The organism is Paenibacillus sp. DCT19 (genome assembly GCF_003268635.1).
Lineage (GTDB): Bacteria > Bacillota > Bacilli > Paenibacillales > Paenibacillaceae > Paenibacillus.
The window spans coordinates 3,163,125-3,178,982 of the sequence record NZ_CP029639.1; the positions used below are offsets into that span (position 1 = coordinate 3,163,125).

At 42.9% G+C, this 15,858-nt stretch carries 15 protein-coding genes and 1 pseudogene; 12 read left to right on the forward strand and 4 right to left on the reverse strand.

What is annotated here, in order from left to right:
• Positions 1-57 precede the first annotated feature (57 nt).
• Positions 58-513 carry an NUDIX domain-containing protein gene (locus tag DMB88_RS14390; protein ID WP_164848694.1) on the forward strand — a complete coding sequence of 152 codons (456 nt, stop codon included), beginning with the start codon at positions 58-60 and terminating at the stop codon, positions 511-513.
• Positions 514-687: 174 nt separating this feature from the next.
• Here the strand turns inward: DMB88_RS14390 and DMB88_RS14395 are convergent, their stop codons facing one another.
• Positions 688-2,181 (reverse strand): arabinosylfuranosidase ArfA, encoded by a 1,494-nt coding sequence (locus tag DMB88_RS14395; protein ID WP_164848836.1) that lies wholly within the window; start codon positions 2,179-2,181, stop codon positions 688-690.
• A gap of 204 nt (positions 2,182-2,385) precedes the next feature.
• Between DMB88_RS14395 and DMB88_RS14400 the strand changes: the two genes are divergently transcribed.
• Both DMB88_RS14400 and DMB88_RS14405 read left to right on the forward strand, forming a co-directional pair.
• Positions 2,386-3,306: an ArsR/SmtB family transcription factor gene (locus DMB88_RS14400; RefSeq protein ID WP_128101899.1), complete on the forward strand. Its 921-nt coding sequence runs from the start codon at positions 2,386-2,388 to the stop codon at positions 3,304-3,306.
• Positions 3,307-3,577: 271 nt separating this feature from the next.
• Positions 3,578-4,588, forward strand: coding sequence for a phosphotransferase enzyme family protein (locus DMB88_RS14405; RefSeq protein ID WP_254438644.1), 1,011 nt, complete (start codon positions 3,578-3,580; stop codon positions 4,586-4,588).
• Between the two features lie 133 nt (positions 4,589-4,721).
• Here the strand turns inward: DMB88_RS14405 and DMB88_RS31160 are convergent, their stop codons facing one another.
• Entirely contained in the window at positions 4,722-4,862 is a 141-nt protein-coding gene (locus DMB88_RS31160; protein ID WP_254438578.1) for a helix-turn-helix domain-containing protein, read from the reverse strand.
• On the reverse strand, positions 4,859-5,572 hold the full coding sequence (locus DMB88_RS14410; RefSeq protein WP_254438579.1) for an AraC family ligand binding domain-containing protein: 714 nt from the start codon (positions 5,570-5,572) through the stop codon (positions 4,859-4,861). Before DMB88_RS14410 ends, DMB88_RS31160 begins: the two co-directional genes overlap by 4 nt.
• Before the next feature lie 176 nt (positions 5,573-5,748).
• Here DMB88_RS14410 and DMB88_RS14415 point away from each other — a divergent pair, with 176 nt between their 5' ends.
• Positions 5,749-7,146 carry a family 4 glycosyl hydrolase gene (locus tag DMB88_RS14415; protein ID WP_174715290.1) on the forward strand — a complete coding sequence of 466 codons (1,398 nt, stop codon included), beginning with the start codon at positions 5,749-5,751 and terminating at the stop codon, positions 7,144-7,146.
• Positions 7,147-7,250: 104 nt separating this feature from the next.
• Here the strand turns inward: DMB88_RS14415 and DMB88_RS14420 are convergent, their stop codons facing one another.
• Entirely contained in the window at positions 7,251-8,135 is an 885-nt protein-coding gene (locus DMB88_RS14420; protein ID WP_128101900.1) for a LysR family transcriptional regulator, read from the reverse strand.
• 129 nt (positions 8,136-8,264) lie between these two features.
• On the opposite strand from DMB88_RS14420, the pseudogene DMB88_RS14425 reads away from it, so the two are divergent.
• From DMB88_RS14425 to DMB88_RS14460, 8 genes and pseudogenes are all read left to right on the forward strand, one after another.
• A pseudogene (locus DMB88_RS14425) lies at positions 8,265-9,010 on the forward strand (acetoacetate decarboxylase).
• Positions 9,011-9,024: 14 nt separating this feature from the next.
• Complete coding sequence (locus DMB88_RS14430; protein WP_128101902.1) at positions 9,025-10,071, forward strand: ketopantoate reductase family protein; 1,047 nt, start codon at positions 9,025-9,027, stop codon at positions 10,069-10,071.
• A 333-nt stretch (positions 10,072-10,404) separates the two neighbouring features.
• The gene (locus tag DMB88_RS14435; protein WP_128101903.1) at positions 10,405-11,055 is read left to right on the forward strand and encodes a hypothetical protein; all 651 of its coding nucleotides are present in this window, start codon (positions 10,405-10,407) and stop codon (positions 11,053-11,055) included.
• Between the two features lie 37 nt (positions 11,056-11,092).
• Entirely contained in the window at positions 11,093-11,971 is an 879-nt protein-coding gene (locus DMB88_RS14440; RefSeq protein ID WP_128101904.1) for a phosphotransferase family protein, read from the forward strand.
• Entirely contained in the window at positions 11,968-12,339 is a 372-nt protein-coding gene (locus tag DMB88_RS14445; protein ID WP_128101905.1) for a hypothetical protein, read from the forward strand. The genes DMB88_RS14440 and DMB88_RS14445 overlap by 4 nt, the downstream gene beginning before the upstream one ends.
• Positions 12,340-12,353: 14 nt before the next feature.
• Positions 12,354-12,911, forward strand: coding sequence for a GNAT family N-acetyltransferase (locus tag DMB88_RS14450; RefSeq protein ID WP_128101906.1), 558 nt, complete (start codon positions 12,354-12,356; stop codon positions 12,909-12,911).
• A 331-nt stretch (positions 12,912-13,242) separates the two neighbouring features.
• Positions 13,243-14,520, forward strand: coding sequence for a cytosine permease (codB, locus tag DMB88_RS14455; protein WP_128101907.1), 1,278 nt, complete (start codon positions 13,243-13,245; stop codon positions 14,518-14,520).
• Positions 14,489-15,757, forward strand: a complete 1,269-nt coding sequence (locus DMB88_RS14460) for a cytosine deaminase (RefSeq protein WP_128101908.1) — start codon at positions 14,489-14,491, stop codon at positions 15,755-15,757. Before codB ends, DMB88_RS14460 begins: the two co-directional genes overlap by 32 nt.
• Positions 15,758-15,858 lie beyond the last annotated feature (101 nt).

Below are 15,858 nucleotides of genomic sequence, written 5' to 3' on the forward strand. Positions count from 1 at the left end.
CAGCAGACTAAACCCTCAACAACTCGATTCAGTATAATGATAAAAGAGGGATTGAACGTGGAAAAAAAGATTAGGAATTCTGCGAAAGCATTGATTATCCAGGATGGAAGAATGCTTGCCTTGAAGCACAAAAATGAGCAAGATGTATATTATACGCTGCCTGGCGGAACCCAAAATGCAGGTGAGGCACTGACTGATGCTGTTAAACGTGAAGTCGCAGAAGAAATAGGAGTTCATGTAGAGCCGTTATCCTTGGAATTTATTAATGAAGGTGTATATGGCGAAGCGCTACATCGGGTAGATTTCTTTTTTCTATGCGAGTACAAAGGCATGGTGGAACAATCGAATCTGCACAATGAAGAGGCTAAAGAGGGGTATGAATGGTTAGAGATCCAAGATATTATGGGACAGCCCCTCAACCCGTCTAAATTAAGAAAACAAATTCTTCGATTGGTTGCTGGAGAGAAAACGGTTATGTATCTAGGAAATGAGGAGCATGAAGATCCAGAATGATTCCTATGAAGAGTGGGCTGAATATCAGGGTTCATTTGTATATTTGAGTTCAATAAAAGACCTCCAGCTTCGTTAGAAGACTAGAGGTCTTTGTCATATCGTTAGAAAAATCGTTATAGGCAGCATTGCTGTCGAAGACGCTGCAGGTTCGTTCGAGCGAACTCTACCAGTGAATTACGCTTGTTTAGTTTTAAGACGGATTACGTTCCATGATGCTTTGTTCAGGACAGCTTGCACTTTGCCCTGATCTACCTTCGTGTGGCCGCCGTTGTGAGGCATAACGTTATGCGGGTTTGTTTTGGTGTTGGTAGCTTTCAGATCGTCATTTTCCAGTACAATGTGCTCTACAAATGTAGTTTCGCCAAAAGAACGAAGATCTACATTCAGTTCCATCTGTTCGTCGAGATGTCTGTTCACCGCAAAGATGGTGATCATTCCATTCTCTTCATCATGCACGCTGATTGCTTCCAAGTAAGGCACATCAGTGAAGTCTTTGGAATCGTACTTCGGTGAAGATACGACAGATTGAAGCACGGTGCCACGTCCGAAGTTGGATGCATGCATGAACGGGAAGTAGGTTGTCTGGAACCAGATCGCTCCGTTATTCTCAGTCATGATCGGTGCGATAACATTGATCAGTTGTGCAAGACATGCCATCTTCACTCGATCAGCATGTTTCAGGATGGTAATCAGGTAACAGCCTACCGCGAGTGCATCTTCATGCGTGTACACATCCTCGAACTCCGGCGGTGCAATCTGCCAGCGTTCTTCCATACGGCTTGTACCAATAGAGTTCCAGACATTCCATTCGTCCAGGGACAGCATCAATTTTTTCTTACTACGTTTCTTCGCTTGCACGAAATCACAGATCGAAGCGACACTATCGATGAATTGATCCAGATCAAGGGAACTAGCCAGGAAGTCATATGTGTTGTCTTTATTATTGTTATAGTAAGCGTGCAGGGACAGATAATCTACATTCTCATAGGAAAGATCAAGAACTGTCGCTTCCCAATCAGCGAATGTACTCATGCCACGGCTCGAACTTCCACATGCGACAAGCTCGATATTTGGATCAACCCATTTCATAGCTTTTGCAGTTTCGTTCGCAATTCGGCCGTATTCATGTGCAGTCATTGCTCCGATCTGCCAAGGGCCATCCATTTCGTTACCTAGACACCAGGTTTTGAATTGGTGAGGATCTTTGTAACCATGGGAAATACGTAGATCGCTCCAATATGTGCCTGAAGGATGGTTACAGTATTCCACCAGGTTTCTTGCTGCATCAATACCGCGAGTACCCAGATTAACAGCCATCATTACTTCGGTTCCAACAAGCTTCGCCCAATCAGCGAATTCATTGGTTCCAATTGCGTTCGTTTCAATAGTCCACCAAGCAAGCTCAAGTCTGCGTTTACGCTCCGCTACAGGTCCCACACCATCTTCCCAATTGTAGCCTGATACAAAATTTCCGCCCGGGTAACGAACAATTGGCACATTCAATGCTTTGATGGCTTCAATCGCATCCTGACGGAAACCTTGTGCGTCGGCAGTTGGGTGACCCGGATCGTAAATACCGCCATAGACAGCACGTCCCAAATGTTCAACAAAGGAGCCATAAACTCGTGGATCAACTTCAGCAATCTGAAAATCTTTATCAATAAGCATCTTGGATGTAAGCAAAGTGAAAACCTCCATAGGATCGATTTGTTATTTTGTTTCATTCATAAGTGAAATATATTGGATTCGCCAAAAAGCAAAATCAAAATATTGATTTGTTATCTAATATGTATCATAATGCTTTTTTAGGAGCAAGATTATTTTACAGGGTTCGCAAAATAACGAATTCAAAACGAGAGGAAAGTGGAGTTCATGATGCTCGGTACGGATGCTAACTCGTTAATGGTCTACGAGGCGCTTGCAAGCGAAGCTCGGTTAAATATTGTTCGTTTATTACTACAAAAGCGAGAGATGCACATCAATGCACTCGCCGAAGAGCTATATTTGAGTAAAGCCATTGTCAGTACCCATGTGAGCAAGCTGCAGAAAGCCGGTATTGTTGGCAGTCGAATGAGACGGGAAAACGGTGGAACCTATAAATTTTGCTACATTCAGCAAGAGTTTATGACGATTAATTTATCACCAGAGCCAATGGCAGCACCGTACCACGAAGTTTCTATTCCGGTCGGACAATATACGGATTATGAGGCGTGGCCAACATGCGGGATTGCGACGACGACCCAAATCATTGGACAATACGATACACCAGCCTGCTTCATGGATCCGGATCGGGTAAATGCAGGCATACTCTGGTTGGCACGTGGCTTTCTTGAATATAAGATTCCTAATTATCTATATAAAGATCAGACAATCAAGGAGATTGAAGTTTCACTGGAGCTTGGCTCGGAAGCCCCTCAAGTGAATGAGAACTGGCCGTCGGATATACGTTTTACGCTGAATGGTCACTCTCTTGGAACGTGGACAAGTCCTGGTGACTTTGGGGATCGCAAGGGCAAGCTTACTCCCCAATGGTGGCATTCGGATGTCAACCAGTATGGTGTACTCAAAGTGCTGCGAATCAATGCTGAAGGCACGTTTATTGACGGTCAGCGCATCTCAGATATCAAAATAAATGACTTGAGTCTTAATTCTGCTACATATTGGACAATTCGTTTAAGCCCAGAAGAAGGCGTACCTGGTCGGGGTGGACTTACGTTATTTGGAAAGGGCTTTGGCAACTATAATCAGGACATCTTGATTCGGTACTACTATGAAGCAGTAGGTTCTGAATAAATTCTTCTAGAATATTTCTAAAATCAACTAGAATAATATGGAATTATAGGCTATATTGGTTACATCTAAACAAAAAAGGAGCGAATTTTAATGTCTAACAAGGTGATTGTGCTTTAGGTCTACAAGAGGATTATCGTTTACAACAGAGTCCTTTTGTGGACATTGTAATGCGGGAAACCGCCCCCATCAATGTTTACTGGAGGAGATTATTATTCATTTTAAGGAAGCTGTTCACATTAGCAACACGCATGTACTGTCACTCGCGTCCAAGGTGTTCGACCTGGAAGGTTACACGATTCAGCTTGTCCCACCTCATGAGGGAGGGCGGAATATCGTTTACTCTTGTGAAAAAGAGGGGCATGAGTCACTCATTCTCCGAATCTCTTTTATGCCTGATCGAAGCAGGAAGGATTATATGGCAGAGCTCGAATATGTCCGCTATCTGTACGATCATGACGCAAGTGTATCCAATGTTGTAAAATCCAATAAAGGTCGTTTACTCGAAGAAATCGTTCATGATGAGCATACATTCTATATCAGCTTGTTTGTAAAAGCCAAAGGCAAGCTGCTTGTAGAAAACCATTATCAGTACCGGGAAGGGGTTCCCATTAGCGAGTACTATTATAATTGCGGCAAAGTTCTGGGCAAGATGCATCAGGAATCGAAAAGCTATACGCCCGTTAATAGCCGATATCAATTTCTGGAAAGATACAACACAGAAAAAATCGCGAGCTTAATTCCTGAAGCGTTCCCTTTGCTCAAAGAGAAGATGACTGAACTGCTGCAAACCGCGAAGCAGTTGGATTTGAGTCAAGAGACATTTGGAATGATACATTTCGATTTTAATGACGGGAACTACTCCATTGATTATGATACGGGTCAGATCACGGTGTTCGATTTTGATAATTCTTGTTTTGGCTGGTACATGTTAGACCTTGCATCGATTTGGACAAACGGCGTTGGCTGGATTCAATTCGAACCAGATGCAGACAAACGTAGACAGTTCATGGACGATTATTTCCAAACCGTACTTGCTGGATATACTTCGGAAACGGAAGTTTCGGAAGCGATGCTGGAGAACCTACCGTTATTCATTCAACTCAACTTGCTGGAGAACATTCTGGATATGTTTGAGGTGATGCAGCATAACGAGCAGGAAGCGGAAGAAGATGATGAACTTCTGGCATATCTCATAAAATGTATGGAAGAGGACATACCGTACAAAGGATTTTTCCATGAGTTGTACTCTCCGGAAGCTCCTTTTGAATATGAGATGAAGTGAATATGGATGGATAACTAGCAATTCACAATGAAATGAGATTAGCCAACAGGAAGGGGCATCCGGTATAGACCGGTTGCCTCTTCTTTTTGTAGCTTGCTTTGATGTAGCCAAAATTTAATGTAATCAAGACGTATTATTCGAATTTGGAGGGTGGCACGTTATACATTTTTTTGAATGCTTTTGAGAAGGTGAAGGGATCGGGATATCCCAGAAATTCAGCGATTTGCTGGATGGTATATTTTTTCTCATACAGATAGTCTCTGGCGCGATTCATTTTAATCTGATTGATGTACTGTCCTGGGTAATGCCTAAAATTTTCTTGAACAGAGAGATAAAATACTTCTCGGAGATTCCCGCAACAGCCGCAAGCTCATTAACCCGGATGGCTCGATGCAGATTCGCCTCAACATACTGGAATACATTCTGCAGAACATCCAGACTCCCTTCGCTTTTTCGAGTTTTCCGATTCTGGAGGAATGCACCTGTATATATGCCTTGCCCATGAAGCTCCAAAATTTTGGCGATGACAAGAAGCAACGTCGCTTTAAGATAAAGTGGATTGCCAGAAGTACCCTTGTTCTGTTTAAACCGTCGATAGGAAGAGGCAAATAGCGTAGTCTCTTCTTGTATCAGGTTGCCAGGTACGATGCCTGGAAGTTGAAATTCACCCAGAATTCGTTTTTGCTCAGCGATGCTGAAATCAAAGTGCATGTAAACAAATCGGCACAGTTCTTCAGTTGTAGTTGCCATATACGGCATATCCGGATAAAAGAATATGACATCGCCCGTGTTTACTGTATGTTCGATTCCATCGACGGTTATTTGGACGGAGCCTGCGGTAACAAGCCATAGATCATAGTCGGAATGCGACTTATGCTCAATCCACTTTCGGTCGTGAGTCTGTTCAAGATAAGAGCTCATACGGAGTGTGATATGGTCAGAGAGCTCGTCAATTATACTCATATTTACACGATTTGTAGGCATCTGATCAACCTCGCTTTGTTTTACTTTATGACATCCTTTGATTTGTTCTAGTCTATAAAAGGTTTTGAAGTCTTGTTGTAATCGTACCATATGACATGTTTAGAAAACTATCACACATTCCGATTCTGTGCCACTTCCCTATAATGAACTTATATCGTTACGAGGAGGGTTAATGAATGAATAATGACACAACGATGCAACATCCCAAAGTGGTCGTGATTGGCGCGGGTAGCCTGTTTTTTGGTCGTCAGTCCATCTGGCAGATGGTTCACTCCCCATACTTGAATCAGGGTACACTTGCGCTTGTAGATACGGATGAAGAGAGACTCTCGAAAATGGTAACATTAGCTGAAAAGGTAGCGCGTGAGAACAACGTATCTCTTAAGGTAGAGGGTTCGGTGGATCGGAGACAAGTGCTGCCAGGAGCAGACTTCGTTGTACTCAGTTTTGCGGAACAATCGGTGAAGTATCGTGGTATTGATTGTGAGGTTTCTCTGAAATACGGTATTCGGATGTGCTCCGGTGATACGATTGGACCAGGTGGAATCTTTCGAGCTATGCGTGAGCTACCGGTTATTATGGAGTGTGCAAAAGACATTGAAGCCCTATGCCCTGATGCATGGGTCATTAACTATATCAATCCATCGACGGTTCATGGGATTGCGCTGCATCGTTATGCACCACAACTTAAATCCTTTGCGCTCTGCGATAGCCACCATATGCCACACAAGAAGGCCTACTATGCTGTGCGAGCTGGAATTATCGGAGACCATAGCGAGTTTAACCAACAGATTGACCAGAAATTCGATTTCCGCATCGCTGGTGTGAACCACTTTACTTGGCTGCTCAAAGCCGAGTTTGAAGGGGTGAATGTGATGCCCAACATTGCCGAAGCTATGCGCAAGCTGGCAGGGGATGAGAATAACGGCGGCGATCGTGGTGCTAAGGCTCTTTTTAATGATGCGATTACGTACGAGTTGTATGATATTTTCGGTATTATTCCTACATGTACAGCACACACGAAGGAATATGTTCGATACTGGCAAGGTCACGGCAAGAGTGCGGACACAATCCCGCCTTTATCGATCTGGGAGACAGAGGATCGATATCAGCGGCATGACGAAATGTGGAAACAGGTGGATGATTTTCTGGCGGGAAACATCCCGATTGCTGATTATATGAGCACATTCGGTCTAGATCATGCGACAGATATCATCGAAAATATGGTGGGCAATCTGGGCAAGAAGTTCTTCATTAATACTCTGAATCAGGGCGCGGTAACCAATATGAATAACGATTCATTCTTGGAGCTGTTATGTGACGTGAGTATGGATGGCGTTAAGCCTGTCCATGTAGGCGAGATGCCACGCGGAATCAGAGGTATGCAGGAACTTGTTCTGGATACGCATGAGCTTACAGTCGAAGCCGTGCTGAATCAGAGCTATGAGAAGCTGAGACGAGCCATGTTGACCGATCCGCTGGTGAACTCCATCAGTGATGCGGATAAGATCATACACGAATTGTTAGAACTTGAGCGTGAGATGATTCCAGACGGTTGGTACAATAAAAATTAATGAACAGACCACGTGAGTCCCTGGAAAGGGAATTACGTGGTCTTTGGTTATGAATCGTTATATTTACGTAGTCGTAGATATACCTAGTCCAGTTTTAAGTCACCTCAAATTTTAAACATGCCAGCATTCACCTTGTAGTATGAGATAATAAATTCACGAAACCCTTTAACCGCTGGAGAGAGCCATTTCTGCTTAACCCAAGACAAGCTGATCGGATATACGGAAGCTTCATCTGCAATTTGCATATAATTCAAGCCCAGATTTCTACATACTGACACGGGGAGCAAGGCTACACCTTGATCAAGCCGGATAATTTCCAGTAGCGTGTGCGAATCAACCTCGAATGCAAGATTGGGGAGGAAGCCAGCTTTTTCGCAGAGCATCGTTGTAAACCGACTGTACTCCTTATTGTCAGCCAGTGAGATAAAGGGCTCCTTCGCAACAACACCTAATGATATGGTCGTCTCGCCACGATAAGCGTGATTCTTAGGTACAACCAGTACAATGTCTTCTTCAACAAGAACAACACTTTCAATCTCCTCGTCCTCAATCGGATGCCCCGTTATCCCCAGATTCATATCACCTTTTTTCAAACTTGTAATAATCTCATTCCGGCTCCCAATGCCTTGCTGAAGCTTGGATTCAGGAGAAGCGTTAATGTAGTCTCCAATGAGACCCGTCAGAAATCGAGGATTCGTAATGGAGATTCGGATGGTGCTAGCGATCTGATGTTCTTCTGCTCTGATCTCCATCTCAGCATTCTCAATTTCTAAAAAAATTCGGTTCACATGCTTCAGCAGAATTCTCCCCGATGCATTCAATTCGATTGTTCTTCCTTTGCGGTGAAACAGAGGTGTTCCTAGTTCATCTTCCAACCGTTTAATGGTTAGGCTCAGTGAAGGTTGGGCTATGTTTAATTGAGCAGCAGCTTTAGAGATATGTTCCGTATAGGCTACTGTCTGAAAATATTTGAGTTGAAGCAGCTCCATTTATCTGCACTCCTTATTTATTGTGATAAATATATATAGTTCTTATTATGTATTATATTAAATTTAAACATTGATGTAGAATTTATTTATGAGATAGAGATAAATTTTGGATAAGGCAGGTGTCCTTTGATGAAAATCGATGTAAATAACATAGCTAACAATCTGAATACCCCTTAACGGCTCCGGCTTATCCGATGCCACCGTACAAATTTGTGAATCGCGAATATCTAAATATTATATACCGGACAGATGAGCAAGCTTTGCGGGCAGTAGTACCAGAGCCTTTGCAGATCACAGACCCTCTGGTTAAATTCGAAGTAATGTGGATGCCGGATGTATCTGGACTCGGAGCTTATACGGAAGCAGGGCAAGTCATCCCCGTTCAATTCAATGGTGAGCATGGCGATTATGTGCACTCGATGTATGTAGACAACTTCCCGGCGATTGCCAGTGGTCGAGAGCTGACGGCATATCCGAAAAAGCTGGGTGCACCCAAACTATACACGGATTCCGATACGCTTGTGGGCACGCTCGATTATGGAACACTTCTTGTCGCTACGGCGACCATGGGTTATAAGCATGTAGAAATGGACAAAGATGCTGCTAAACGTGAAATATGTCGTCCGAATTTTATGATCAAGATTGCAACGGACTATAACGGTAATTTGAGAATCTGTGATCTGATCCGCACTCAAATTACAGATATTGAGGTGAAGGAAGCCTGGACAGGGCCTGCCCGGCTTCAGCTCTTCGAGCATGCACTAGCACCTCTTGCAGATCTGCCTGTATTGGAAGTGGTATCTGCATCCCACATTCTTACCAACTTAACTTTAAATGCAGCACAGCCTGTATATAACTACCTAGAAGAGAAATAAGGAGGAAACACAACATGAGAATTGCAATTGTAGGAGCAGGATCTTTGGGAACCATCGTTGGAGCTTATCTAGCGGACGGTGGAATGGATGTCGAGTTAATTGATGCATATCAGGAGCATGTCGAAGCTTTAAATCAGACAGGTGCCAAAGTGACCGGTACCACAGCGTTTCAGGCTAACGTAAAAGCGATAACCCCTGAGCAGAAGTCAGGACAATACGATCTCGTGCTAATTCTGACAAAACAGCTATATAACGATGCGATTTTACAGGAATTACTTCCATTCTTGAAAGAAGACAGTATCGTGTGCTCCCTGCAGAATGGGATTCCTGAAGATAAAGTCGCTGCGATTGTTGGTGAACATCGTGTCATTGCAGGCTCCGTAGAGTTCGGTGCTACATTCATAGAACCTGGCGTGTCTAGCTTGACGACGGAATATACTCAGTTCAAACAGTATGCTTTTCAGATTGGCGAGCTAAATGGTGAAGTTACCGAGAGAATTGAGCGAGTTAAATCCGTTCTAGACCTAGTCGGAGGTACACATATATCGGATAATCTCGTTGGAACAAAGTGGTCGAAATTGTTGATTAACAACGCATTTAGCGGATTATCAGCAGCATTGAATGGACAATATGGAGATATTATCGACCACGAAGCTGGTATTGTGAGCGCGGTTCACATTGCGGATGAGACGATTAAAGTTGGACATGCAACTGGAGTTCAATTTGTGAAAATGAATGGCTTCGACATTGCTTCTCTTGAACTGAACAGCGAGGCAGATATTCCTGAACGAGTTCAAACATTACGTACGGTAATGGAACCTTCAAGACTGCTGAAAGCAAGTATGCTACAGGATCTGGAGAAGAAACGTAAAACCGAGATTGATTATATTAATGGAGTTGTATCCAGTAAAGCAGCAGGTACCGGGGTGGCCACACCGTACAATGACCTGGTCGTTGAATTGGTTAAACAGGCCGAAGAGACCCACACGGTTCCGCAGTTTAATACGAATATCGAAGCTTTTGAAGCATTATTAAATGAGCAACGTGCCAATACGATATAAATAATAATTTTGAATGCATCATGTTTATTGATTACTATGAAGGACCTTACTAGGCATCATCTGGTGAGGTCTTTTTGCTATATCAAAACGAAGATGAATTTTGTTGAACTAAAAATCCCCTAACATTTTACAAAGAAAGATTGTTAATTTGATATAATGGTTACTTGAATCAATTTCATAACTCATTAATATGTGTTTTAAGTAACTAGATATAGAGGAATTAAACCGTTTTGATCTATATCTAGCCTTGATTGAAGCAGCTAAAGGTATTATGAAATTGATTCACTTGTTGTTACTTTTCATGTTATTTACATCATTAGGGGGAGATTGGTTATGCGGAAGCTACGTTGGGAATTTGTTATGGCTATTATCGGATTTTGGTTTGTTTTGTTCATGACTTGGAATGAATATTCGAAAGTTCTAACGATAGGTGTTGTCTTGACAGGTATATTTATCGCGTTTATTCGGATTCATTGGTATCCATTGGCGTTTGATAAGAACATTGAGCGGGTTGAGTCCTATTTGAGGAATCAGAAAAACACACCCGGGATGTATATCAATTATGTCATGGCAAATAAATTAGATGACGAAGCAGAGGTTGTTATGGAGCAGGTACGGCTCAAATACAAACGGGAAGTGGCACAAGCCCCGTTCAAGGCAGCTTATGGATTTTATAACCAGGACATGAATGCAATTCGGGAAGCAATTCCTCATATTCGCTGGTCCGATTACCGGACATATTATGAAACGTATCTTCTGTTAGAGGAGGGTAACAGCGAACAAGCACGAGAACGACTGAAGTCTATTAAGAAACATTGGATGAGATCTGCGCTACTAGGAGCAATAGAACTCAAAGCGGGTCGAAGAGATCTTGCCATACAGCTTGCGAAGGAAGCCCTTGATGTCTCTAAGGGTGTCCACCATTATGTGCTCTATAAGGAATACGAAAGGTTATATCCAGAAGTTGTTAAGACCGTATCCTAAACACGACATTTAAGTACAGAAAGTAGCGTGGTAACTTATGAACATAGAGCAGATTATGCAAGAGTTAGTAAATCATAAAGTGTTGAACTCTATCGCTATTCCAGCCAAAGCATTAAGTGGAGGCACAGTAAGTAAGCTATATCTTCTAGAGCGTATAGATGGGAATGCATATGTCGTGAAAATGAATGAGCCTAGAGTGGTTAAGTCTGAATCGGTCTTTCTTAACCATTATCAATCATCAAACTTACTCCCGAAGCTTATATTTTTAGAATCCTCCAATACGTATCTCGTGTACTCTTTCATCACCGGTTCAACGGATTATCCTGAGGGGAATAAAAGAGAAATACTGCAAACGCTCATTCATGGGCTTGTTAATGATTATAAGCAGGTAAGCACTAAACAAGGTTGGGGATGGGCGGATCAGCCGAGCAAATCATGGCGTGATTTTCTTGAAGAGGAACGCTCTGAGAAATCTAAAATGATCGGCATACACCTAGGTGATGAAGATCATAAACTGATATGTCATTTGGTACAAACCATGGAGGAAGAGCGGGAAGCATTTTTATTGCATGGGGATTGTGGTGTACATAACTTTATATTTGAGGGTGGGCGACTACAGGGTGTGATCGACCCTACGCCTGTCATTGGAGATCCTTTGTATGATGTGATTTATGCATTTTGTTCATCACCAGACGAGCTAACGATAGAAACGTTCCATTCAATCTTGGATCAGATTCGCTTCAAAGGGGATACACCCGTAACGACGATCTATGAGAAAGTTCTCATCGGCTTATACCTGAGAATCGGAACTGCGATTAAGCATCATCCAAGCGATCTGGATTCGTATCTTATATCTTGGCAGTATTGGAGGGAGATTGTACTTCAGTGCAGGAATAAGGGAGGATTGGAATCATGATCAAGTTGACTAGAGATGGGAAATACGCCATGTCGATGAAGTTCGACCTGCATGGCGTTAATTTACTCATTGAAGCGTTTCAAAATGCATTAAATGGCGCTCAGGGCAACATTGAACTAGACGAACCAGCTATCGTTGGAAATAAGGGAATTAATAAGCTGACCTTCTCCTGTAACAATGAGCGGGATCAACTCAGTTATGCTGTATCCAGCCTGATTTTTGAATTGGAAGATGAAGTTATAGAATATAATCTGGGTCGATTGAAAGAGTGTGCCGTGAGTCTGAATTTTGCTCCTGCTGAACTCTGTGAAGTACGTTTTGGCAAGGTCAATATAACGATTTACGGTATTTTGGAAAACTCTTTGTGAAGAGGGTGAGTGATTTGATCAAAGTACATTTGCTTCCTCATGACATAGGTTATGCTAAACGGATATTCGAACTGGTCTCAGCTCCTCAGATCAAGCATGTACTCGGGATAAAAGATGAGTCCATCGAAGATACCGAAAGATTCATTCAATGGATCATAGAAGAAGAGCAAATGGGAAAGCAAATTTCAAGAGTAATATGTGATGAACACGGGGAATTAATTGGAATAACAACTCTCATGTGTATCAAACCACAACAGAAATTATGCCATATCGGGACATGGATTGGACACGAATTTTGGGGTCAAGGTTATAACCAAGCATCCAAGGTGGAAATATTAAAAATAGCTTTTTTTGATCTTGGTATGGAATATGTCATGGCAGGTGCAAGACAAACCAATATTCGTTCTCAGAGAGCTCAACAAAAATTACCGTACATCCGTCTAAACGTTGAGAAGCAGTTCCCGGATGAACTTCATTTTCTTGAGACAAAGGAACGACAGCTCTGTGTTCTTCACGCTTTTTATAAAGAGGATTTTATAGCTTATTTTAGCGAGAATAATACTCTGAGTTGACCTGTACAGAAAAGCATTTTACAGCCCGAAATTCGTGATAATAAATTAATCATTAATATTAAATGGTTAAAAATGACATTGACATCTTCAGCATTTTCCAAAATAATAGAGTTTAATTGAATACTGGTACCTTTAATTCAGTCCAGAGAGGCTGGCAAGGGCAGCGGATTTTATAATTACGCAGGAATCGGGGCATCCATCAGGGATGCTCTGCGTCTTCGCGCGGATTATAATGCAAGAAGAGGCTACTTGTCGGTGTATAACTTGACGAGTAGCCTCTTTTTTCTGCTTTTTCTATGGTATCAGAACACTTTACTTTGGAGGTATTCTGATGAGCAAACAAGATCAAGAGTTTTCATGGCAAGAGGTGCCTAAGACGCAACGCAATCATTTTTGGAAGACGTTATCCGTTATGCTGGGGTTCACATTTTTCTCAGCGAGTATGTTGGCAGGGGGAACACTTGGCGTCAGTCTGACGTTTATGGAATTCATCGGTATTGTACTCGCGGGTAACCTGGTGCTCGGTATTTACACAGGAGCGTTGGCACATATCGCTGCCAAGACAGGATTGTCCACACACTTGCTTGCAAAATATGCGTTTGGTGCGAAGGGTTCCTACCTTCCATCCTTCCTGCTCGGCTTTACACAGGTTGGTTGGTTCGGTGTCGGCGTAGCGATGTTCGCCATCCCGGTCGCGAAAGCGATGGACTGGAACGTATATCTGTTGATCATTGTGTTTGGTCTTGCAATGACCGCTTCCGCTATTTACGGCATGAAGTCACTGATCATTCTTGGTTATATTGCAGTTCCCGCGATTGCTATTCTGGGTAGCTACTCCATGTTTGAAGGGGCTAGCACGCTAGGTGGTTTGCAAGGATTACTTGACTACACACCAACACAGACGCTTACTGCGGCAGCAGCATTGACGATCTGCATTGGATCATTTATTAGCGGCGGCACGTTAACGCCCGATTTTGCGCGATTCTCCCGTACTTCCAAACAAGCGGTTACGGCGACAGTTATTGCTTTTTTCCTGGGGAATTCACTCATGTTTCTATTTGGTGCCGTAGGAGCGATGGCTTATAACTTGGCAGATATCTCAGAGGTTATGTTCCTGCAAGGCCTGATCATCCCGGCAATTATCGTTCTGGGTCTGAATATCTGGACGACGAATGATAATGCGCTGTATGCTTCTGGACTCGGTTTTGCCAACATCACCAAAATATCGAAGAAATTTTTCGTAATCGTTAATGGTATCGTAGGTACAGTGTTTGCGATGTGGATGTATAACAACTTCGTTGGTTTCTTGAATGTACTGGGCGCAGCTGTTCCATCGATCGGAGCTATTATTATTGCAGACTACTTTATTGTGAAACGCAGATCGTATAAACCTTTTGCTGAAATGAATTTCAAAAATGTAAACTGGATAGCCATGATTGCTTGGGCCATCGGCGTTGCATTTGCACAGCTTGCACCAGGGGTAACGCCACTTAACGCATTGCTCGGAACAGCGGTAGCTTATGTCTTGCTCATGCTGATTGTTCCATCAAAAGAAAACAAAGAAAAGGGGAATTTGAATGATTATACAGAACGCAAAATTGCGGGGTAAAGAAGGTCTTTGGAATATTGTAGTAAAAGATGGAAAGTTTGTGCAGATCACAGAAACGCTGGAGACAACAGCTAATGACGAAGTTATTAACGTCAACGGCTCACTTGTCCTGCCACCATTCATTGAACCACATATTCATCTGGATACAACACTTACGGCAGGAGAGCCAGAGTGGAATCTAAGCGGCACACTGTTTGAAGGGATTCAACGTTGGTCTGAACGCAAGGCGTTTTTAACTCATGAGGATGTCAAAACCCGTTCAAAAACGGCATTGAAATGGCAACTGGCTCAAGGCATCCAGCATGTACGGACGCATGTCGATGTGACTGATCCAAGCTTAATCGCAGTAAAAGCGATGCTCGAAGTCAAAGAAGAAATGGCTCCATATATGGACATCCAGCTTGTTGCTTTCCCACAGGAAGGTATTCACTCGTATCCAAACGGCGCGGAATTGCTGGAAGAGTCACTTAAAATGGGCGTTGATGTGGTTGGCGGTATCCCGCACTTTGAATTCACACGTGAATATGGCGTTGATTCCATGAAAGTTGCGTTTGATCTTGCTGAGAAATATGACCGACTGATCGATATACACTGTGATGAGATCGATGATGAGCAATCTCGATTCATAGAGGTTGTGGCGAAGGAAGCTTACGAACGAGGACTAGGTTCCCGAACTACGGCTAGCCACACAACCGCGATGGGGTCATATAATGATGCTTATACGTATAAATTGTTCCGTCTATTGAAGATGGCTGATCTGAACTTTGTGTCTAACCCACTCGTTAACATTCACTTGCAAGGACGCTTTGACACGTATCCGAAGAGAAGAGGACTGACTCGGGTGAAGGAGCTTCAGGAGGCGGGCTTGAATGTATGTTTCGGTCATGATGATATCTTCGACCCGTGGTACCCACTTGGTACAGGCAACATGCTTCAGGTGCTGCATATGGGCATCCATGCTTCACAATTGCTCGGATATGATCAGATCGTGAATTCAATTGATCTTATTACGAGCAATAGTGCAAGAACATTGCACATTGAGGATGTATACGGTATCGAAGAAGGTAAACCAGCCAACTTCATCGTGCTCGAAGCAGAGAATGAATATGAAGCCATTCGCAAACAAGCCGGTGTGCTGTATTCCTTCAGAAATGGTCGTAAAATCGCAGAGACGAAGCCGCGAGAAACATCCATTCTATTTGACGGTGGTTCGGAAAAGGTTACGTTCAACAAGTAAAAGATATGGTCTAATTGTGGTTGACCAAGAGTCACCAATAGTTTAGATGATCAGATTCTAATTATTTTCCCCTTTGGTAGACAAGAGAAAAGTCACTGTTA